We start from the raw sequence: 20,117 nt of genomic DNA, 5'->3' as shown, positions 1-20,117 counted from the left end.
CGCTGGAGTTCCCGATGTCATCTGTTCAGCCAGGTTGTCTGTGGGTGGTGGCCACGCCGATCGGTCATCGCGATGATCTGTCCGCCCGCGCGATCGAGACTTTGCGCGCGGTGGCGGTGATCGCCGCCGAAGACACCCGGCACAGCCGGCCGCTGCTGGTTCATCACAACATCGACACGCCGTTGATCGCGTTGCACGACTACAACGAGCGCGATGCGGTGGACGCGATCGTGCGCCGGATGGTGGCGGGCGATTCGGTGGCGCTGATTTCCGATGCGGGGACGCCGCTGATCAGCGATCCCGGTTTTCGGCTGGTGCGCGCGGCGCGCGCGGCCGGCATACGCTGCAGCCCGGTGCCGGGTGCATGCGCGGCGATCGCCGCGTTGTCGGTGGCCGGCCTGCCCAGCGACCGTTTCGTGTTCGAGGGGTTTCTGCCGGCCAAGGCGGCGGCACGGCGCAGCCGGCTGCAGGAGCTGGCCGGCGATGCGCGCACGGTCATCTTCTATGAGTCGTCGCATCGGGTCGCCGAAAGCCTGGCCGACATGCGCGACATCTTTGGCGCCACCCGCGAGGCGGTGCTGGCGCGCGAGCTGACCAAGATGTTCGAGACCGTGCTGGGCGAGCCGCTGGCCGAGCTGGCTGCGCGGGTCGTCAGCGATCCGGATCAGCAACGCGGCGAGCACGTGATCCTAGTGGCCGGGCGCGGCGAGGAGGTCGACGCGAAGCTGACCGAGGGCCAGCGCGTCTTCGCGATCCTGCGCGAGGAACTGCCGCCGGCCAAGGCGGCGAAGATGGCCGCCGCCATCACCGGTGCGCCGCGCAAGCTGCTCTACGAGGGCTGAGGCCTCGCGTGGAGTACAATCGGCGGTGGAGTCGGCCGGACAGTCGCGTCGCGCGCAAGCGCATCGAGGAAAGTCCGGGCTCCATAGGGCAGAGTGCCAGGTAACTCCTGGGCAGCGTGAGCTGACGGCCAGTGCAACAGAGAGCAGACCGCCGAACGGCATCTTCGGATGTGCGTGGTAAGGGTGAAAGGGTGCGGTAAGAGCGCACCGCGTACGGGGCTAACGTCGTACGGCACGGTAAACCCCACTCGGAGCAAGACCAAATAGGGGAACGATAACGCGGCCCGCGTTGTTCCCGGGTAGGTTGCTGGAGCCAGACGGCGACGTCTGGCCGAGAGGAATGACTGTCGCGTCGCAAGACGTACAGAACCCGGCTTACAGGCCGACTCCACCTCTTCGCACATCGTCACCACCGACGCGGTTTTTGCCGCGCCGGTGGTGACCTGTGGGATGGGCGCAGGTGTGAACGCCGGTTCATCGCCGCGCGGCCAAACTGCTCGATTTGATCGCCTCGGACGCCCTCTTGTTAAGTGGCGTGAAATAAAAAAACCCTTGCTTTCAAATACCTTGAACAGATTCGTGAGAAAACGCTGGAATTACGGTCACAACTTCGCCTTTCTCCTTGATTCACAAGCGATTTCCCTTGACAGTCTCATAGGGCGAGACTATCGTGGGTTCCAGTGTGAAATTGTGGGTTTTAGTGGAGTCTGCCGATCGTGTTCCAGGGCGAAACCGCCATCACTGTTGACGACAAGGGCCGCCTGGCCATCCCGACTGCCTATCGGGACCAGATTGCGGGCGAGTGCGCCAATCGTCTGGTGATCACCTACAACCCGTTCGAGCCGGGCTGCCTCTGGCTGTTTCCGCATGCCGAGTGGGAGCAGGTGCGCGATCAGGTGAACGCGCTGCCCAAGGTCAAGGCGGCACACCGCGACATGCAGATGAAGCTGGTCGGTGCCGCTGCCGAGGTCGAGCCCGATGGTTCGGCGCGGGTCCTGCTGCCGGCCAGTCAGCGCGCGGCGGCTGGCATCGAGAAAAAAGCGGTACTGCTGGGCATGGGCAACAAGTTCGAGCTGTGGAGCGAACAGGCCCATCTGGCCAAGATCCGCCAGAGCATCGGCGAAGACGACATCACAGACGAAATGGCCGTACTGCGCCTGTAAACGGGGCGCAGCAATACACGCGGGACGGGAGCGGGAGTGCGGCATGGCCGAGCAGTTGTTGCGGCACATCCCGGTGATGCTGGGTGAAGCGGTGGAGGGTCTGTCCGTGCAGTCTGACGGGCGCTATCTCGATGGAACCTTTGGTCGCGGCGGCCACGCTCGCGCCGTGTTGTCGCGCCTGGGCCCCCAGGGGCGATTGTTGTTGATGGATCGCGACCCGACGGCGATCGCCGCCGCGCGGGCTGAGTTCGCCGCTGATCCGCGCGTGTCGATCCGCCACGCCAATTTCTCCAGCCTGGCCGAATGGGACGAAACCGCCGCCGGGCTGGACGGCGTGCTGCTCGACCTTGGCGTCTCGTCGCCGCAACTCGACGACGCCTCGCGTGGCTTCAGCTTCATGGCCGATGCGCCGCTGGACATGCGCATGGATACCACCCAGGGCGAGAGCGCGGCGGATTTCCTGGCGCATGCCAGCGAACGCGAGATCACCGAAGTGCTGTGGAACTACGGCGAGGAGCGTCACGGCCGCCGCATTGCCCGCGCGATCGTGGCGGACCGCGCGGCCACGCCTTTCACCCGTACCGGCCAGCTGGCCGCGCTGATCGAGCGCGTGGTCGGCCGGCGCGAACCGGGCAAGCACCCGGCCACGCGCAGCTTCCAGGCGCTGCGGATCCGCGTCAACGGCGAGCTGGATGCGCTGCAGCAAGGGCTGAACGCCGCGCTGGAGCGGCTCAAGCCCGGCGGCCGGCTGTCGGTGATCAGCTTTCATTCGCTGGAAGACCGCGCGGTGAAGATGTTCATCCGCGATCATTCCGGCCGCGTCAAGAACACCCGCCGCGGGCCGCCGGTCGCCGCAGCGCCCGCGCGCCTGGTGGCAGTCGGCAAGGCGCAGTTTCCGTCCGCCGCCGAAATGGCGGCCAATCCGCGCTCGCGTTCGGCCGTGCTGCGCGTGGCGGAGAAACTGGTCGAGCAGAAGGAGGGCCTCGCATGAAGGCCATCGGCGCCCTGTTCATGCTGGCCCTGCTGGCGGCCGTGCTGGCCAGCGCGCTGGGCGTGGTGTGGACGCGCCACGAGAGCCGCGTGCTGTTCGTCAACCTGACCGCGCTGCAGAACCAGCGCGATGAACTGAATATCGAATACGGCAAGCTCGAACTGGAGCAGGCCACCTATGCCGAGCCGCGCCGCATCGACGACGAGGCACGCCAGAAGCTGGGCATGCTCGATCCGCGCCCGCAAGACATCCGGTTGCTGCGCTGATGAGCTGGCGCAAGCACGGCACTACGCCCCCGCACGGCCGCCGTCGCCAGACCGGGCCCAGTTCGCGCAAGCGCATGGTGGTCGTGGTCGGCCTGCTCGGCCTGACCTCGCTCGGGCTGGTGGCGCGCGCGTTCGATCTGCAGGTGGTGCGCAAGCAGTTCTACCAGAGTCAGGGCGAGGCGCGGTTCCTGCGCGAAATGCAGATTCCCGTATCGCGCGGCACCATCTTCGATCGCAACGGCGAGCCGCTGGCGGTGTCGACCCCGGTGATGTCGATCTGGGCCAACCCGTCCGAAGTACTCGACAACGACGAGCGTATTCCGCAGCTGGCGCAGGCATTGGGGGTGGATGCGGGCGAGCTGAAGGAACAGCTGGCCAAGCGTTCCGATCGCGAATTTGTCTATCTGCGTCGCCAGATGGCGCCGGCCGCGGCACAGACCGTGCTGGACCTGGGCATCCCGGGCATCAATGGCCAGCGCGAGTTCAAGCGCTACTACCCGTCCGGCGAAGTGACTTCGCACGTGCTCGGGTTCACCAATATCGACGACCACGGCCAGGAAGGCCTGGAACTGGCGTACGACGACTGGCTGGCCGGCAAGCCGGGCGCCAAGCGGGTCATCCGCGACCGCATGGGCCACGTGGTTGAGGATGTCGAGCAGGTCCGCGCGCCGAAGCCGGGCCAGAACCTCACGCTCAGCATCGACCGGCGCATCCAGTTCCTGGCCTACAACGAGCTGAAGAACACGCTGGAAAAGTCCCAGGCCGACTCCGGCTCGATGGTGGTGCTCGACGCGCGGACCGGCGAAGTGCTGGCGATGGTCAACCTGCCGACCTACAACCCGAACGCGCTCAGCGACAGCAAACCGGGCCAGCGCCGCAATCGCGCCATGACCGACGTGCTGGAACCGGGCTCCACCGTGAAGCCCATCCTGATGGCGGCGGCGCTGTCCAGCGGCAAGTTCACCCCGACCAGCCCGATCATCGATACCACCGGCGGCCACTGGTTTTTCCAGGGCCACGATATCCATGACACCCACAACTACGGCCTGCTCACGCCGACCGGCGTGATCACCAAGTCGAGCAACGTGGGCGCGGCGCACATCGCGATGGCGCTCGACACCACGCTGATGTACGACACCTATCGCGCATTCGGCCTGGGCGACAGCACCGAGAGTGGTTTTCCCGGCGAGGCCTCCGGTCATCTGCGCATCGGTCGCGACTGGCGGCCGCTGGAGAAAGCCATCCTCGGCTACGGCTACGGTCTCAACGTCACCGTGCTGCAGCTGGCCAATGCCTACGCCACCATCGCCGATGGTGGCGTGATGCACAGCCCCACCTTCATCAAGGGCAACGACAACACGTCCAAGCAGATCATCTCGCCGGAGGTGTCGCAGCAACTGCTGCGCATGATGGAGACGGTGACCGGTCCGGGCAGCACGGGCACCACGGCGCGCATCGCCAACTACAGCGTGGCCGGCAAGACCGGCACGGCGCACAAGGCGAATGCCGGCGGCTACGCCAAGAGCAACTACACGGCGGCATTCGCCGGCATCGTGCCGGCGTCGAACCCGCGTCTGGTCGGCGTGGTGGTGGTCGACAACCCGCAGAAGGGCAGCTACTACGGCGGTACCGTGTCCGGGCCGGTGTTCGCCAAGGTGATGGAGGGCGCGTTGCGCCTGCTCGACGTGCCGCCGGACAACATCGGCCGCTGGTACGTCGGTGGCCCCCTGCAGAGCGCCGATGGACTGGTTGGCAACAAGGCGCCGGTTGATGCGCCGATCGACGATGCGCCGCTCGACGAGGACACGCCATGAGCACCGGCCACCTCGACCAGCTGTTGCTGGGCATCGCCGACGCGCAGCTCGCCGCTGCGCCGGAGGCCGGTCGCATCGTGGTGTCCGGCTTGACGCTCGACTCGCGCCAGGTGCGGCGCGGCGACGCCTTCTTTGCCTTGCGTGGCACCCAGGATCACGGCATCCGGTTTGCCGCTGGCGCGGTGCAGCGCGGCGCGCGGGTCGTGCTCGCTGAAGCGCCTGCCGTCGATACGGCGGAGCCGCTGGATGTGCCGCTGCTGTGGATAGACAACCTGCACGAACAGGTCAGCGAGATCGCCGCGCGCTTCTACGATCGCCCCAGCGAGACGATGCGCATGGTGGGCGTCACCGGCACCAACGGCAAGACGTCCTGCGTGCAACTGCTTGCGCAGGCGCTGAGCCTGCTCGGTCATCGCGCGGCCTCGATCGGCACCCTGGGTGCCGGCGTGCACGGTGACCTGCGCGAAGGCGAGCGCACCACCCCGGATGCCGTGACGGTGCAGGCCCTGCTGGCGGATTTCCGCGATGCCGAAGTCAGCCACGTGGCGATGGAAGTGTCCTCGCACGCGCTGGAGCAGGGCCGCGTCGATGCGGTGGATTTCGAGGTGGCCGTGTTCACCAACCTCACCCGCGACCACCTCGACTACCACGGCAGCATGGAAGCCTACGGCGAGGCCAAGGCCAAGCTGTTCGGCTGGCCGGGGCTGCGCAGTGCGGCGATCAACGTCGACGACGCGTTTGGCTACGAGCTGGTGGCGCGATTGCCCGTCGGCGTGCAGCCGTTGCGCTTCAGCATGGCCGACGACAGCGCAGCAGAAGTGGCCGCCAGTGCCATCGTGACCTCGGCCGAAGGGCTGGCGTTCCAGCTGCGCACGCCGTGGGGGACACGGGCGATCCGCAGTCATCTGCTCGGTCGCTTCAACGTCGCCAATCTGCTGGCGGTGGTCGCGTGTCTCGGCGCGCTGGGCGAGCCGTTCGCGCGCATCGTCAGCGCGATCGAGCAGCTGCAACCAGTCAATGGCCGCATGAGCCGCCTCGGCGGCCTGCACGGTCAGCCGCTGGTGGTGGTCGACTACGCGCACACGCCGGATGCGCTGGAGCAGGCGCTGGGTGCCGTGCGCGCGCATTGCGCCGGCAAGCTGATCTGCGTGTTCGGCTGCGGCGGCGAGCGAGATGCCGGCAAGCGCCCGTTGATGGGCGCGATCGCAGCGCGCCTCGCGGACGTGGCGATCGTTACCGACGACAACCCGCGCGGCGAAGACGGCGACGCCATCGTGGCGCAGATCGTCGCCGGCATGACCGCGGCACGGGCGATGACAGTGGAGCGCGATCGCGCGGTGGCAATCGCCGACGCGCTGCAGCTGGCGCATGCCGGCGACGTGGTGCTGATTGCCGGCAAGGGCCACGAAACCTATCAGGACGGCGCCCTCGGCAAGCGACCGTTCGACGATCTGGCGGTGGCGCATGCCGCGCTGGACCGGGTCAGCCGGCAGCCACGCGCATGATGCGGCTGGGCGCCATCGCCATGTGGACCCACGGTCGCCTCACGGACGGCGGCGCCGGCTTGGTCGATACCGAGATCACCGGCGTCGCGATCGACACGCGCAAGCTCAAGCCCGGCGACCTGTTCGTGGCGATCAAAGGCGATCGGGTGGACGGTCACGACTATCTGGCCGAGGCCGCCGCCCGCGGCGCCATCGCCGCACTGGTGACGCGCAAGGTCGACAGCCCGCTGCCGCAGGTGCTGGTGGACAACACCGCGCTGGCGTTGGGCGACCTGGCCAGCGCGGTACGCGCGCAGCGTGACGTGCGCGTAGTCGGCATCACCGGCTCCAATGGCAAGACCACGGTGAAGACGCTGGTTGCCTCGATCCTGTCGCGGCAGGGCCGCACCCACGTCAGCGCGGGCAACTACAACAATGAGCTGGGCCTGCCGCTGACCTTGCTGGCGATGCCGCGGGACACCGAATACGCGGTGCTGGAAATGGGCGCGGGCAAGCCGGGCGACATCGCGTATCTGGCCGCCATCGCACGGCCCGATATCGGCCTCGTCACGCTCATCGCACCGGCGCATCTTGCGCGGATGGGCAGCATCGAGGGCGTGGCCGAGACCAAGGGTGCGCTGTATGAGGCGTTGCCGGCCGATGGCATCGCGATCATCAACGCCGATGACAGTTTCGCCAGTTTCTTTGGCGGCCTGGCCGGCGCGCGCAAGGTGCTGCGCTTCGGTCTCAAGCAGCCGGCGGATATCGGTGCCGATGTCATCGAGCAGCGTGTGGACGGATCGCGCTTTGTGCTGAGCACGCCGCACGGCGACGCCGAAGTGGCCCTGCCGTTGCCCGGCCGCCACAACATCGCGAACGCGCTGGCGGCGGCAGCCGTGGCGCTGGCGCTGGAGGTGCCGCTGGATATCGTCGTGGCCGGGCTGGAGCAGGTGTCCGGCGTGGCAGGCCGGCTGCGTCGCCAGGTGATGCCGAACGGCTGGACCCTGATCGACGACAGCTACAACGCCAATCCCGGTTCGATGGCGGCGGCGATCGACACGCTGCTGCTGGCGGGCGGCGAGCGCTGGCTGGTGCTGGGCGACATGGCCGAGCTGGGCGCGGATGCGCAAGCGCTCCATGCGGGTATCGGCAAGCGCGCCCGCGAACGCGGCGTGGACCGGCTCTTCGCGGTAGGTCCACTGGGCGCGGCCACAGTCGAAGCCTTCGGAGCCGGCGGCGACCACTTCGACGACAAGCCGGCGCTGATCGCCGCGCTGCAGGCGCAGCTTCACGCAGGCGTGACCTGCCTGGTGAAGGGATCGCGCTCGGCTGGCATGGAGCAGGTGGTGACTGCCCTCGGCGGCGATGCCGACAAGAACAAGGGGGACACATCCGATGCTGCTTGAACTGGCCGACTGGATGGCACGGCACTTCACCGCGCTGCATCTGTTCCAGTACATCACCTTCCGCACGATCATGGCTGCGCTCACCGCGCTGGCGATGTCGCTGCTGTGCGGACCGTGGCTGATCAACCGGCTGGCCGCGCTGAAGGCCGGCCAGGTGGTGCGCAGTGACGGCCCGCAGACGCACCTGGTCAAGGCCGGCACGCCGACCATGGGCGGCGTGATGATCCTGCTCTCGGTCACCGTGGCCACGCTGCTGTGGGCCGACCTGCACAACCGCTACGTGTGGGTGACGCTGGTGGTGATGCTCGCCTACGGGGCGATCGGTTTCTACGACGACTACCGCAAGCTGGTGCTGAAGGACAGCCGCGGGCTGGCCAGCCGCTGGAAGTACTTCTGGCAGTCGCTGTTCGGTGTCGGCGCGGCCTTGTTCCTGTACTACAGCGCGCCGCATGCGATCGCCACCGGCCTGCCGGTGGCGGAGACCGCCTTGTACGTGCCGCTGTTCAAGCACGTGGTGCTGCCGCTGGGGCTGTCCTTCGTGGTGATCGCCTATTTCATGATCGTCGGCTTCTCCAATGCGGTGAACCTCACGGATGGCCTGGATGGCCTGGCGATCATGCCGACCGTGCTGGTCTCCGGCGCGCTCGGCGTGTTCGCCTACCTGGCCGGCAACAAGGTGTTCTCCGAGTACCTGGGCATCCCCTCGATTCCCGGTGCGGGCGAGCTGGCGATCTTCACCGGCGCGCTGGCCGGCGCGGGGCTGGGCTTCCTCTGGTTCAACACGTATCCGGCGCAGGTGTTCATGGGCGACGTCGGCGCGCTGGCGATGGGCGCGGCGCTCGGCTGCGTGGCGGTGATCGTGCGCCAGGAGATCGTGCTGCTGGTGATGGGTGGCGTGTTCGTGATGGAGACCGCGTCGGTGATGATCCAGGTGGCCAGCTTCAAGCTCACCGGCAAGCGCGTGTTCCGGATGGCGCCGATCCATCACCACTTCGAACTGAAGGGCTGGCCCGAGCCGCGCGTGATCGTGCGTTTCTGGATCATCAGCGTGGTGCTGGTGCTGGTCGGTCTTGCCACGTTGAAGGTGCGCTGATGTTCAGCTTCGACACCACTCAGGCAAAACGCCGGCAGGGCCCGCGCGGCAGCTTCGACCTGTGGCTGCTGGTCGCGTTGATCGGACTGGTCAGCGTGGGCGTGGTGATGGTGGCGTCCAGCTCGATCGCGGTGGCCGACAGCCAGCACCTGGGGCCGTTCTACTTTCTGCGCAAGCACCTGGTCTTTCTCAGCCTTGGTTTGATCGCTGCCAGCATGGCGATGCGCACCGAGCTGAAGTTGTTCGAGAAGTATGCGTTCCACCTGATGTTGCTGGCGTTCGTGTTGCTGCTGGCGGTGTTCGTGCCGCATCTGGGCATGCGCCTGAACGGCGCGCGGCGCTGGTTGAACCTGCTGGTGACGACATTCCAGCCGGTCGAGGCGGTGAAGCTCATCCTGGTGGTGTACATCGCCAGCTATCTGGTGCGTCATCGCGAGAGCGTGGAGACGCGCTTCCTCGGCCTGTTCAAGCCGGTGATGGTGGCCGGCGTCATCGTGCTGCTGCTGCTGGCGCAGCCGGATTTCGGCTCGGCCACGCTGGTGATCGCGGTGACCATCGCGATGGTCTGGCTGGGCGGCGCGCGGCCCATCTTCCTGTTCGTGATGGGCCTGCCGCTGATGCCGCTGCTGTATATCGCGGCCACCGGCGAAAGCTATCGCATGAAGCGGCTGACCACGTTCATGGATCCGTGGAAGGACCCATTCAACGACGGCTTTCAGCTGACCCAGTCCCTGATGGCGATCGGCCGTGGCGAATGGACCGGCGTGGGGCTCGGTTCCAGCGTGCTGAAACTGTCCTACCTGCCCGAGGCGCACACCGACTTCATCTTTGCGGTGATCGGCGAGGAGCTGGGGCTGGCCGGCGTGGTCCTGGTGATCGGCCTGTTCGGTCTGGCGGTCGGGCGCGGCCTGTATCTGGGCTTGAAAGGCGTCGAGATCGGCCAGCGTTTCGCCGGTTACGTCGCGTTCGGCATTTCGCTGATGCTGGCGATGCAGGCCATCGTGTCGGTGGGCGTGAACCTCGGCGCACTGCCGACCAAGGGGTTGACGCTGCCGCTCATCAGCTACGGCGGTTCGTCGATGGTGCTGACCTGCGCGATGGCGGGGGTGCTGTTGCGTGCCACTTTCGAGATCAACCGGGCGCTGGACGCACGGCAGATCACCACGCGCATGCCGGCCGCGGTGGCGGCGGCCGATGCCGCTGCCAAGCCCCGCGAAGCGGTGGTCGCATGACGACGCAGGGACCCGTGCTGATCATGGCCGGCGGTACCGGCGGCCACATCTTTCCCGGCCTGGCCGTGGCCGACTGCCTGCGCGCGCAAGGCGTGCCGGTGGTGTGGCTGGGCGCGGTGGGCGGGATGGAAACGAACGTGGTGCCCGCCCAGCGGATCGAATTGCACACGGTGTCGGTTGGGGGCTTGCGCGGCAAGGGCCTCAAGACCCGCCTGCTGGCGCCGCTGATGCTGCTGCGCGCGCTGTTCGCGTCGCTGGCGGTGTTGCACAAGGTGAAGCCGCGCAGCGTGCTGTCGATGGGCGGTTACGTGGCTGGGCCCGGTGGTCTTGCCGCGTGGCTGCTGCGGCGGCCGTTGCTGGTGCATGAACAGAATCGCGTGGCCGGCTTCACCAACCGCAGGCTGGCCGGCATCGCCAGGCGCGTGCTCGCCGGTTTCGCCGGCGCATTGCCGCAGGCCGAATGGGTCGGCAACCCGGTGCGGGATGCGATCGCGGCCCTGCCACCGCCGGCGCAACGCTTGGCTGGCCGCAGCGGCCGGCCTCGCCTGCTGGTGCTTGGCGGCAGTCTGGGCGCGCGCGCCCTGAATCTGGCAGTACCACAGGCGCTCGCCCAGCTGACTCCCGCGCAGCGTCCCGAGGTGGTGCATCAATGCGGCACGCGCGGCTTTGACGAGGCGCGCGCGGCGTATGCCAAAGCCGGCGTCGAGGCGGAGGTCGTGGCCTTCATCGACGACATGGCCGGCCGTTACGGCTGGGCCGACCTGGCTGTATGCCGTGCCGGCGCGCTGACCCTGGCCGAACTCACGGCAGCCGGGCTGGGTGCGGTGCTGGTTCCGTTTCCCCACGCGGTGGATGACCACCAGACCCGCAATGCCGAAGCCCTGGTGGCGATCGGCGCTGCCGCAATCATGCAGGAGAGAGAGCTGGACGTTCAGATTCTGGCGCAGCGACTGGAGTCGCTGCTGGGCGATCGCCGCCAGCTGCTGGCGATGGCCGAAGCCGCGCGCACGCTGGCCAAGCCCGACGCAGCGCAAGTCATCGCGCGCGCCTGCATGGAGGTGGCCGCATGACGCCCCGTCGCCTGCATGCGCACGAAGACCTGATGAGCACGTTCAAGCGCGTGCATTTCATCGGCATCGGCGGCGTCGGCATGAGCGGTATCGCCGAGGTGCTGCACAACCTCGGTTACGCGGTGTCCGGTTCCGACCGGGCGAATTCGCCGACCGCGCAACGCCTGCAGCAGCTCGGCATCACGGTATATGTCGGCCATGCCGCCGGACACATCGGCGATGCCGACGTGGTGGTGACGTCGAGTGCGATCAGCGCGGACAACGCCGAGCTGGTCGCCGCCCGTGCGGCGCGCATCCCGGTGATTCCGCGCGCCGAGATGCTGGGCGAGCTGATGCGTTTCCGCCGCGGCGTGGCGATCGCCGGCACCCACGGCAAGACCACCACCACCAGCCTCACCGCCAGCGTACTGGCCGAGGCCGGCTACGATCCGACCTTCGTCATCGGCGGCCAGCTCAACGCCGCCGGAGCGAACGCGCGGCTCGGCACCGGCCAGTACCTGGTGGCCGAAGCCGACGAATCCGATGGTTCGTTCCTGCTGCTGTCGCCGGTGATCGCCGCGATCACCAACATCGATGCCGATCATCTGGAAAATTACGGCGGCGACTTTGCCCAGGTGAAGCAGGCCTTCGACGACTTCCTGCACCGGCTGCCGTTCTACGGGCTGGCGGTGTTGTGCGTGGACGACGCGGAAGTCGCCGAGCTGGCCAAATCCACCACGCGCCGCGTGATGACCTACGGCATCGATACGGCGGATGCCGACGTGCGTGCGTTGAACGTGAGCCAGCATGGCTTCGAAATGCATTTCGACCTGATGCTGCCCGGTCGCGCCGAGACGTTGCCGGTGAAGCTCAACCTGCCGGGGCGGCACAACGTGCTCAACGCGCTGGCCGCGGCGACGATCGGCTGGCAGCTGGGCGTGGAAGCCGAGGCCATGGCCCATGCGCTGGAGCATTTCCAGGGTGTCGGCCGCCGCTTCCATCGGCGTGGAGAGATTGCGCTGGACCAGGGCAGCGTGCTGTTGGTCGACGATTACGGCCACCACCCGCGTGAGCTGGCCGCGGTGTTCGCCGCGGCCCGCGGCGGCTGGCCCGATCGTCGTCTGGTGGTTGGCTTCCAGCCCCATCGCTACAGCCGCACCCGCGATCTGCTGGACGACTTTGCCAACGTGCTGGCCGACGCCGACGTGCTGGTGCTGACCGACGTCTACGCCGCCGGCGAGACACCGATCGCCGGTGCCGATGGTCGCGCACTGGCGCGTGCCGTGCGTGCGCGCGGCAAGGTCGACCCGGTGCTGATCGAGCATCCGCGTGAATTCAAGGACACCTTGCCGGCGTTGCTGCGTGACGGTGACCTGTTGCTGCTGCTGGGCGCCGGCGACATCGGCGCAGTAGCGGTAGAGCTGGCCCAGGCCGGTCATCTGAGGACAAGCAAGTGAGCATGAAAATCACGGATCCCGCGCAGTTCGGTCGTGTCGCCGTGGTCATGGGCGGCAGCTCGGCCGAGCGTGAGGTGTCACTCGATTCGGGTCGCAACGTGCTGGCGGCGCTACAGGCTCGCGGCATCGACGCGCACGCGATCGACGGCATTCCCGCGCTGCTCGACGCGCTGCGCGCTGGTCACTTCGCCCGCGTGTTCAACATCCTGCACGGCCAGCACGGCGGTGGCGAGGACGGCGTGCTGCAGGGCGCGCTGGAGTCGCTCAACGTGCCCTACACCGGTTCGGGTGTACTCGGCTCGGCGCTGTCGATGGACAAGACGCGTTCCAAACAGGTGTGGCAGTCGATGGGCCTGCCGACACCCGGGTTTGTCGCCCTGCCGCGTGGCGCCGATGTGCACGCAGCGGCGCACCAGCTCGGGTTTCCGCTGATCGTGAAGCCGGCTTGCGAAGGTTCCAGCGTCGGCGTGACGCGGGTGTTCGCGGAGAAGGACCTGGATGGGGCGGTCAAGCTGGCCGCGAAATATCCGGGCGACCTGCTGATGGAAACGCTGATCGAAGGGGACGAGCTGACCGTGGCGATCCTCGGCCGGCAGGTGCTGCCCAGCATCCGGATCGTGCCGAAGGCGGCGTTCTACGACTACAACGCGAAATACGTGGCCGAGGACACCCAGTACATCTGTCCAGGCCTCGAAGGCGCGGCGGAAGAGGAACTGCGCGCGCTGGCGCTGGCTGCGTTCGACGCGCTGGGTTGTTCCGGCTGGGGGCGCGTCGACGTGATGCGCGACCAGGCCGGCCGCAACTGGCTGCTGGAGGTGAACACCGCCCCGGGCATGACGTCGCATTCGCTGGTGCCGAAGGCGGCGGCGGCGGCCGGAATCGATTACCAGGAACTGTGCTGGCGCGTGCTGGAAACCAGTTTCAGGGAGGGTGCATGAAGGGAGCCGTCCGCCTCGTTGCCTGGTGCCTGGCCATCGCACTGGTGGTGCTGCCGATCGTCGGGGTGCTGCGCGGATGGTTCGCGGCCGGGCGCTGGCCGGTGACCCAACTGACCGTGCAGGCCGAGTTCAAGCATGTGAGTGCGGACGAGATTCGCGCTGCCGTGCGGCCGCGGCTTGGCAAGGGTTTCTTCGCACTGGATCTCGACGCCGTGCAGAAGTCGGTCGCCGCCTTGCCGTGGGTGGAGTCGGCCGAGGCCCGAAAGCGCTGGCCGGACACCTTGCAGCTGCGCATCTACGAGCGCCAGCCGTTCGCGCGCTGGAACGACAAGCAACTGATCAGCCGGCAGGGGCTGGTGTTCGACGCGCCGGGCGCCACCGATACCGGCACGCTGCCGGATCTGCGTGGACCGGACGCGCGGCTGGCTGAAGTGGTCAGCTTCTACGCGGAAACCCGCAAGGCGTTCGCCGGCACCCATCTGCAGATCACCGGGGTGACGCTGACCGAGCGCGGCAGCTGGAGCGTGAGCACGGCCAACGGCGCGCAGATCGTGATCGGCGATCGCGACCAGGCCGGGCGCCGGCTGCGCCGTTTCCTCGACGTCTATCCGCAACTGATCGCCGGTCATGCCGACGGCTTCGCCTACGCCGATCTTCGCTACACCAACGGATTTGCCGTGCGCTGGCCGCCGGCGGCCGCCGCCAACGCTGGAGGTACGCCCCGCTCATGAAGACGATCTGCCTAATGAAGGCTGCCCTATGAAACCGCGCAACGATAAGCAGCTGGTGGTCGGGCTCGATATCGGCACCTCGAAGGTGGTGGCGATCGTCGGCGAGTACGAGCCGGGCGAGCCGATCACCGTCATCGGCATCGGCACCCACGTCTCGCGCGGCATGAAGCGCGGCTCGGTGGTCGACATCGAATCGACCGTGCACTCGATCCAGCGCGCGGTGGAGGAGGCCGAGCTGATGGCCGGGTGCGATATCCGCTCGGTCTACGCCTCGATCTCCGGCAGCCACCTGGAAACCCGCAACTCGCACGGCAATGCGGCCATCCGCGACCGCGAGGTGACCGCCGGCGACCTGGAGCAGGTGCTGGAAGCCGCCAGCGCGGTGGCGATCCCGGCCGACCGCAAGGTGCTCTACAAAGAGTCGCAGGAATACCGCATCGACGGCCAGGACGGCATCCGTTCGCCGGTCGGCATGAGCGGCGTGCGGCTGGAGGCGAACGTGCACCTGGTCACCGGTGCGGCGGCGGCGGTGCAGAACATCACCAAGTGCATCCAGCGCTGCGGGCTTACCGTGGACGAGCTGGTGCCATCGGCCCTGGCCAGCGCCAAGGCGGTGCTGACCGACGACGAGCGCGAGCTGGGCGTGTGCCTGGTCGACATCGGCGCCGGCACCACCGACATCGCGATCTACACCCAGGGCTCGATCCGCTACACCGCCTCGCTGCCGGTCGGCGGCGACCAGGTCACCAGCGACATCGCCTACGGGGTGCACACGCCGACCGCGCATGCCGAGGAGATCAAGATCAAGTACGCCTGCGCGCAGACCGGCCTGGCGCATGCGGAGGAAACCATCCAGGTACCCAGCGTGGGCGATCGCCCACCACGCCGGCTCGCCCGGCAGTCGCTGGCGCAGTCGGTGCAGGCGCGCTACGAGGAGATCTTCGAAATGGTGCAGGACCAGCTGCGCCGCTCCGGCTACGAGAGCCTGGTCGCGGCCGGCGTGGTGCTGACGGGAGGCGCCTCGAAGATGGAAGGCGCGCTCGAGCTGGCCGAGGAGATCTTCCACAAGATGGTGCGCATCGGTGTGCCACAGCAGATCGACGGCCTCGGCGAAGTCGTTTCCAGCCCCCTGCACGCCACCGGCGTGGGCTTGCTGCTGCATGGTTCGCGGGCCGGCGGCACGCGCATCGGCGGTGCGGGCGGCGGCAGCGTGGGTGGCTTGGTCGGCAAGGTGCGCGGCTGGCTCACCCGGAATTTCTGATGACGATTTTTCTAGGCGGCGCAGGAGGCGCAGCCATGGGCAGAAGGAGATCAGCCCACCACCTTGGACCGACAGGAGTCGCGTTCCCTGGTTACAACGACAACAACTCTACGGAGGACGGGAAATGTTTGAATTGATTGATAAACTTGCACCCAATGCAGTCATCAAGGTCATCGGCGTGGGCGGTGGCGGCGGCAACGCCGTGGCGCACATGCTGAATGCCAACATCGAAGGCGTGGAATTCATCGTCGCCAATACCGACGCGCAGGCCATGACCAGCTGCGGCTCGCGCACCCACCTGCAACTGGGCGGCAACGTGACCAAGGGCCTCGGCGCCGGCGCCAATCCCGAGGTCGGCCGCCAGGCCGCGCTGGAGGACCGCGAACGCATCGAGGCGATGCTGGAAGGCGCCGACATGGTGTTCATCACCTGCGGCATGGGCGGCGGCACCGGTACCGGCGCCGCGCCCGTGGTGGCGCAGCTGGCCAAGGAGAAGGGCATCCTCACCGTGGCGGTGGTGACCAAGCCGTTCCCGTTCGAGGGTCGCCGACGCATGCAGGTGGCGCTGAAAGGCATCGAGGATCTCTCGCAGCACGTCGACTCGCTGATTACCGTGCCTAACGAGAAGCTGCTCAGCGTGCTCGGCCGCGACGTCACCTTGCTGAACGCGTTCAAGGCCGCCAACGACGTGCTGCAGGGCGCCGTGCAGGGTATCGCCGACCTGATCACCGCTCCCGGCCTGATCAACGTGGACTTTGCCGACGTGCGCACCGTGATGTCGGAGATGGGTCTGGCGATGATGGGCTCGGGCACCGCCCGGGGTGACGATCGCGCGCAGGCGGCAGCCGAAGCGGCGATCAAGAACCCGCTGCTGGAGGACGTGAACCTCAACGGCGCCTGCGGCATCCTGGTCAACGTCACCGCGGGCCCGAACCTGACTATGCGCGAATTTGACGAGATCGGCCGCATCATCCATGACTTCGCCAGCGAAGACGCTACCGTGGTGATTGGTACCTCGCTCGATCCCGAGATGAAGGATGATGTACGGGTCACCGTGGTGGCCACTGGCCTCAACCGTGCCAACGCCTCGCGCCAGCAGCCACCGATCCGCATGGTGGAGACGCAGCAGATGCGCCCGCGTCCGGTTGTGCTGCGTACCGGCACCGGCAATGAAGTGGTGGACTATGCGCAGCCGGAAATGAGCATCAGCAGCCACAGTCGCGCAGAACCCGCGGCCTCGGCAAAAAATGCGGAGCCGGGCTTCGATTACCTCGACATTCCGGCGTTTCTGCGACGCCAGGCAGATTGATCGAGCCGGCTGGCAGATTGAGGAGATGCGAACATACTGAACGAAAACCCGTTGGCAGAGTCCTTCTCCAAACGTGGCGGTATCGGTTGGTTCCGGCCGGGAATCGCGGCTGAGGCCGTGTTTCAGCCACGGGAAGGGTATGGGTGGATCCGGCGGGCAAGCCGTTCGTTGGGTAGCAGCAAGACTGTGCGTCAGGATGGCGTACGGCCGGTCGTCGCGGGTCCGCCCGTTTCGGCCAGTCCGATGTTCCGTGCCGGATTCCCGTCCCAGGCGCGGGACATCGTGTCGACCCGCCGGATTGTCAGGAGCAATGGCAGCGGATGCCCGTCGCTTTCAAGGATGAAAGAAACATGAAGGCTTAATCAGACTGTACGGTACGGTTTGCTTTTATCGCAGGTTAAAACTGTGTTAGCATCCGCCCCTGATTGGCTGCTGCCTACACAGGTACCAACTACAATGATCAAGCAGCGTACGCTTAAAAACATCATCCGCGCGACCGGCGTCGGCCTGCATACGGGCGACAAGGTGTACATGACCTTGCGCCCCGCCGCGCCGAATACCGGTATCGTTTTCCGCCGAACGGACCTCGATCCGCCGGTGGATATCCGCGCTCGCCAGGACAATGTCGGCGATACCCGGCTGTCCACCACGCTGGTCAATGGCGACGCCCGGGTCTCGACCGTCGAGCATCTGCTTTCGGCGATGGCGGGGCTGGGCATCGACAATGCCTATGTCGACCTGTCCGCGCCGGAAGTGCCGATCATGGACGGCAGCGCCGGACCGTTCGTGTTCCTGCTGCAGTCCGCCGGCATCGAAGAACAGAACGCGGCCAAGCGTTTCATTCGCATCAAGAAGCCGGTGAAGGTGCAGGATGGCGACAAGTGGGCCAGCTTCGATCCGTTCGAGGGTTTCAAGGTCGGTTTTTCGATCGACTTCAACCACCCGATCATCTCCAAACGCACTTCGCGCGCCGAGATCGACTTTTCCACCACATCCTTCGTCAAGGAAGTGAGCCGGGCGCGTACCTTCGGCTTCATGCGCGACATCGAGATGCTGCGCGAGCACAATCTGGCGCTGGGTGGCTCGATGGACAACGCGGTGGTGCTGGACGACTACCGCGTGCTGAACGAGGACGGCCTGCGCTACGAGGACGAATTCGTCAAGCACAAGATCCTCGATGCGATCGGCGACCTCTACCTGCTCGGTCACAGCCTGATCGGCGCTTACCATGCGCACAAGTCGGGCCATGAGCTCAACAACAAGCTGCTGCGCACCCTGATGGCCGACGCCACGGCATGGGAGGAAGTCAGCTATCAGGACGACCCGGCCACGTCGCCCATCTCTTATGCACACCCGGCGCAGGCGATCTGAGCGGCGCCATTGCAGCAACACCACAGAAAAAGGCCGCGTCGAGAGACGCGGCCTTTTTCTGTGGTGAGCCGCACACTCCGTCCGGACCCGGTTCACGCTACGACGACATGACCGGTCTCGCCTTAACCCGGTGCATGCTATAAACCCACTTCGCGGCATCCGCGGTCGACAGCGGCATGAAGTCCCAGGTCAGTACAGGGCTGGGCAACCCGGCGGATTTCAATCCGATTGGGGCAGCGCGGAATCAGTGGTTTCGGCGAGGGACGCCAGCTCAAGGAACAGCACCCGCATTTCGGGGTCTGTGAATGACGCGGCAGCGGCCCGGAGATGGGCGGCGGCGGCGAGCGAAAGCGGTTTTGACCGATCCGGCGCGGGTGCAGCCGGTGGTTGGGGGGCCACTTTCACGGTGACTGAACTGGCGCTCGTGCCAATGGCATGCGCGGTGGCAAGAATATGTGTCTGCATCAAGCGCAGGCGCGATGCCCAGGCCGGTGAAGAAGCCAGAAAGACGAGGCGGTCGTTGCGCAGGTTGGCGAATCTCACCTGCTCGCGCAACGGCGACGGCAACGTCTGGCGTAGCGCGCGATCCAGTGCTTCCAGCGCGTCGGCCTTTCGGGCCAGCGTCGCGAAGGAGCCGCAGTCGGCAAGGGGCTTTGGTCCATTGCTGCTGCGGCGGGAAGTAGCGGGTGCAGCACGTTGCATGGTGCCGGAATTCGATTTTGGAAACACATGCAAATCATACTCGTATCACGCGCGCGGAAACTGCCCAGAACACTCGACCTGGCGGATCGGCGCCTGCGCCTGAAATTCCTGGCGGTGCTGTCGGTAGCGGTCGCGGTCTGCATGGGCATGGGTGGGGCGCTGGCTTGGGTAGTGGCCAGTCCGCGGGATCGCGCGCTGGCGCAGATACGCGAGCTGCAACAGCAGATCAGCCAGCAGGACGCGCAGTTGGGTGGCGTACGCCAGGACGCCCGGCACAGTCTCGATGCGCTGGCAGTGAAGCTGGGACAACTGCAGGCCCAGTCCACCCGACTCAACGCGCTGGGGCAGCGTTTGGCCGAGGTCGGCAAGCTCGATGATGGCGAGTTCGATTTCGATCAGCAGCCCGCCGTCGGCGGTGTCGAGGATGTCAGCGGAAGCGCCTATGCGCTGCCCCCGGCGCTGGATGGAAGCATCAACCAGCTGGCCAATCAGTTCGATCTGCAACAGGCCCAGTTGTCGGCGTTGCAGAGCCTGTTGATGGACGCCAGGATCGAGTCCAACCTGAAGCCGACCGGGATGCCCGTGCCCGGCTACATCTCATCGTATTTCGGCGTTCGGCCGGACCCGTTCGATGGCCACTCGGCGCGCCATACCGGAATCGACATTGCCACCCCGTTCGGCACCGCGGTGCATGCCGTGGCCGAGGGCATGGTGACGTTTGCGGGCGCGCGCAGCGGCTATGGCAACGTGATCGAGGTCGATCACGGCAATGGCTACATGACCCGTTACGCGCACAACAGCGCACTGGACGTGCGGCCGGGCCAGCATGTGCAGGTGGGCGATGTTCTGGCCCAGGCCGGCTCCACCGGCCGTTCGACCGGTTCGCACGTGCATTTCGAAGTCTGGTACGACGGCCGCGTGGTCAACCCGCTGGCGTTCGTGCGCAATCATCGGTAGCAGCGCAACTTCGTTGGCCTTGAATCCGCGTCTGCCTGACGCCATTCAGGA

At 66.8% G+C, this 20,117-nt stretch carries 18 protein-coding genes and 1 other RNA gene; 18 read left to right on the top strand and 1 reads right to left on the bottom strand.

Annotated features, from left to right (window positions below):
* The first annotated feature begins 14 nt into the window (after positions 1-14).
* The 17 genes from rsmI (at position 15) to lpxC (ending at position 18,407) form a co-directional block, all read left to right on the top strand.
* On the top strand, positions 15-842 hold the full coding sequence (gene rsmI, locus ACFPME_RS12075) for a 16S rRNA (cytidine(1402)-2'-O)-methyltransferase (protein WP_377305610.1): 828 nt from the start codon (positions 15-17) through the stop codon (positions 840-842).
* A 27-nt stretch (positions 843-869) separates the two neighbouring features.
* Positions 870-1,236: RNase P RNA component class A (gene rnpB / locus ACFPME_RS12070), an RNA gene on the top strand.
* 322 nt (positions 1,237-1,558) lie between these two features.
* Positions 1,559-2,005 (top strand): division/cell wall cluster transcriptional repressor MraZ, encoded by a 447-nt coding sequence (gene mraZ / locus ACFPME_RS12065; RefSeq protein WP_377305608.1) that lies wholly within the window; start codon positions 1,559-1,561, stop codon positions 2,003-2,005.
* Positions 2,006-2,048: 43 nt separating this feature from the next.
* Positions 2,049-2,996 carry a 16S rRNA (cytosine(1402)-N(4))-methyltransferase RsmH gene (rsmH, locus tag ACFPME_RS12060; protein ID WP_377305606.1) on the top strand — a complete coding sequence of 316 codons (948 nt, stop codon included), beginning with the start codon at positions 2,049-2,051 and terminating at the stop codon, positions 2,994-2,996.
* Positions 2,997-3,001: 5 nt separating this feature from the next.
* Positions 3,002-3,262, top strand: coding sequence for a cell division protein FtsL (gene ftsL / locus ACFPME_RS12055; protein ID WP_377305847.1), 261 nt, complete (start codon positions 3,002-3,004; stop codon positions 3,260-3,262).
* Positions 3,262-5,076, top strand: a complete 1,815-nt coding sequence (locus ACFPME_RS12050; RefSeq protein WP_377305604.1) for a peptidoglycan D,D-transpeptidase FtsI family protein — start codon at positions 3,262-3,264, stop codon at positions 5,074-5,076. The genes ftsL and ACFPME_RS12050 overlap by 1 nt, the downstream gene beginning before the upstream one ends.
* Positions 5,073-6,581, top strand: coding sequence for a UDP-N-acetylmuramoyl-L-alanyl-D-glutamate--2,6-diaminopimelate ligase (locus ACFPME_RS12045; RefSeq protein WP_377305602.1), 1,509 nt, complete (start codon positions 5,073-5,075; stop codon positions 6,579-6,581). The genes ACFPME_RS12050 and ACFPME_RS12045 overlap by 4 nt, the downstream gene beginning before the upstream one ends.
* On the top strand, positions 6,578-7,966 hold the full coding sequence (locus ACFPME_RS12040; protein ID WP_377305600.1) for a UDP-N-acetylmuramoyl-tripeptide--D-alanyl-D-alanine ligase: 1,389 nt from the start codon (positions 6,578-6,580) through the stop codon (positions 7,964-7,966). Before ACFPME_RS12045 ends, ACFPME_RS12040 begins: the two co-directional genes overlap by 4 nt.
* The gene (gene mraY, locus ACFPME_RS12035) at positions 7,956-9,059 is read left to right on the top strand and encodes a phospho-N-acetylmuramoyl-pentapeptide-transferase (RefSeq protein WP_377305598.1); all 1,104 of its coding nucleotides are present in this window, start codon (positions 7,956-7,958) and stop codon (positions 9,057-9,059) included. Before ACFPME_RS12040 ends, mraY begins: the two co-directional genes overlap by 11 nt.
* Positions 9,059-10,291 (top strand): putative lipid II flippase FtsW, encoded by a 1,233-nt coding sequence (gene ftsW / locus ACFPME_RS12030; RefSeq protein WP_377305596.1) that lies wholly within the window; start codon positions 9,059-9,061, stop codon positions 10,289-10,291. Before mraY ends, ftsW begins: the two co-directional genes overlap by 1 nt.
* Positions 10,288-11,361, top strand: a complete 1,074-nt coding sequence (murG, locus tag ACFPME_RS12025) for an undecaprenyldiphospho-muramoylpentapeptide beta-N-acetylglucosaminyltransferase (RefSeq protein WP_377305594.1) — start codon at positions 10,288-10,290, stop codon at positions 11,359-11,361. Before ftsW ends, murG begins: the two co-directional genes overlap by 4 nt.
* Positions 11,358-12,797 carry a UDP-N-acetylmuramate--L-alanine ligase gene (gene murC, locus ACFPME_RS12020; RefSeq protein ID WP_377305592.1) on the top strand — a complete coding sequence of 480 codons (1,440 nt, stop codon included), beginning with the start codon at positions 11,358-11,360 and terminating at the stop codon, positions 12,795-12,797. Before murG ends, murC begins: the two co-directional genes overlap by 4 nt.
* A 2-nt stretch (positions 12,798-12,799) precedes the next feature.
* On the top strand, positions 12,800-13,735 hold the full coding sequence (locus tag ACFPME_RS12015; RefSeq protein WP_377305590.1) for a D-alanine--D-alanine ligase: 936 nt from the start codon (positions 12,800-12,802) through the stop codon (positions 13,733-13,735).
* Entirely contained in the window at positions 13,732-14,466 is a 735-nt protein-coding gene (locus ACFPME_RS12010) for a cell division protein FtsQ/DivIB (RefSeq protein WP_377305588.1), read from the top strand. The genes ACFPME_RS12015 and ACFPME_RS12010 overlap by 4 nt, the downstream gene beginning before the upstream one ends.
* A gap of 28 nt (positions 14,467-14,494) precedes the next feature.
* Entirely contained in the window at positions 14,495-15,727 is a 1,233-nt protein-coding gene (ftsA, locus tag ACFPME_RS12005; RefSeq protein ID WP_377305586.1) for a cell division protein FtsA, read from the top strand.
* 124 nt (positions 15,728-15,851) lie between these two features.
* Positions 15,852-17,036 (top strand): cell division protein FtsZ, encoded by a 1,185-nt coding sequence (gene ftsZ / locus ACFPME_RS12000; RefSeq protein WP_140649498.1) that lies wholly within the window; start codon positions 15,852-15,854, stop codon positions 17,034-17,036.
* 456 nt (positions 17,037-17,492) lie between these two features.
* Positions 17,493-18,407 (top strand): UDP-3-O-acyl-N-acetylglucosamine deacetylase, encoded by a 915-nt coding sequence (gene lpxC / locus ACFPME_RS11995; RefSeq protein ID WP_377305583.1) that lies wholly within the window; start codon positions 17,493-17,495, stop codon positions 18,405-18,407.
* 219 nt (positions 18,408-18,626) lie between these two features.
* On the opposite strand, the gene ACFPME_RS11990 is transcribed toward lpxC, so the two are convergent.
* A complete protein-coding gene (locus ACFPME_RS11990; RefSeq protein ID WP_377305581.1) occupies positions 18,627-19,109 on the bottom strand; it encodes a DciA family protein in 483 nt (160 codons plus the stop codon).
* A 27-nt stretch (positions 19,110-19,136) separates the two neighbouring features.
* On the opposite strand from ACFPME_RS11990, the gene ACFPME_RS11985 reads away from it, so the two are divergent.
* Positions 19,137-20,066 (top strand): M23 family metallopeptidase, encoded by a 930-nt coding sequence (locus ACFPME_RS11985; protein WP_377305579.1) that lies wholly within the window; start codon positions 19,137-19,139, stop codon positions 20,064-20,066.
* The last annotated feature ends 51 nt before the right edge of the window (positions 20,067-20,117 follow it).

The organism is Rhodanobacter umsongensis (genome assembly GCF_042654965.1).
Taxonomy (GTDB): Bacteria; Pseudomonadota; Gammaproteobacteria; order Xanthomonadales; family Rhodanobacteraceae; genus Rhodanobacter; species Rhodanobacter umsongensis.
This window is presented reverse-complemented; position numbering and strand designations above follow the sequence as displayed.

Coding starts and splice junctions, on each gene's coding strand:
- rsmI (WP_377305610.1), top strand. CDS start 15: ATGTCATCTGTTCAGCCAGGTTGTCTGTGGGTGGTGGCCACGCCGATC.
- rsmH (WP_377305606.1), top strand. CDS start 2,049: ATGGCCGAGCAGTTGTTGCGGCACATCCCGGTGATGCTGGGTGAAGCG.
- ACFPME_RS12050 (WP_377305604.1), top strand. CDS start 3,262: ATGAGCTGGCGCAAGCACGGCACTACGCCCCCGCACGGCCGCCGTCGC.
- ACFPME_RS12045 (WP_377305602.1), top strand. CDS start 5,073: ATGAGCACCGGCCACCTCGACCAGCTGTTGCTGGGCATCGCCGACGCG.
- ACFPME_RS12040 (WP_377305600.1), top strand. CDS start 6,578: ATGATGCGGCTGGGCGCCATCGCCATGTGGACCCACGGTCGCCTCACG.
- mraY (WP_377305598.1), top strand. CDS start 7,956: ATGCTGCTTGAACTGGCCGACTGGATGGCACGGCACTTCACCGCGCTG.
- ftsW (WP_377305596.1), top strand. CDS start 9,059: ATGTTCAGCTTCGACACCACTCAGGCAAAACGCCGGCAGGGCCCGCGC.
- murG (WP_377305594.1), top strand. CDS start 10,288: ATGACGACGCAGGGACCCGTGCTGATCATGGCCGGCGGTACCGGCGGC.
- murC (WP_377305592.1), top strand. CDS start 11,358: ATGACGCCCCGTCGCCTGCATGCGCACGAAGACCTGATGAGCACGTTC.
- ACFPME_RS12015 (WP_377305590.1), top strand. CDS start 12,800: ATGAAAATCACGGATCCCGCGCAGTTCGGTCGTGTCGCCGTGGTCATG.
- ACFPME_RS12010 (WP_377305588.1), top strand. CDS start 13,732: ATGAAGGGAGCCGTCCGCCTCGTTGCCTGGTGCCTGGCCATCGCACTG.
- ftsA (WP_377305586.1), top strand. CDS start 14,495: ATGAAACCGCGCAACGATAAGCAGCTGGTGGTCGGGCTCGATATCGGC.
- ftsZ (WP_140649498.1), top strand. CDS start 15,852: ATGTTTGAATTGATTGATAAACTTGCACCCAATGCAGTCATCAAGGTC.
- lpxC (WP_377305583.1), top strand. CDS start 17,493: ATGATCAAGCAGCGTACGCTTAAAAACATCATCCGCGCGACCGGCGTC.
- ACFPME_RS11990 (WP_377305581.1), bottom strand. CDS start 19,109: ATGCAACGTGCTGCACCCGCTACTTCCCGCCGCAGCAGCAATGGACCA.
- ACFPME_RS11985 (WP_377305579.1), top strand. CDS start 19,137: ATGCAAATCATACTCGTATCACGCGCGCGGAAACTGCCCAGAACACTC.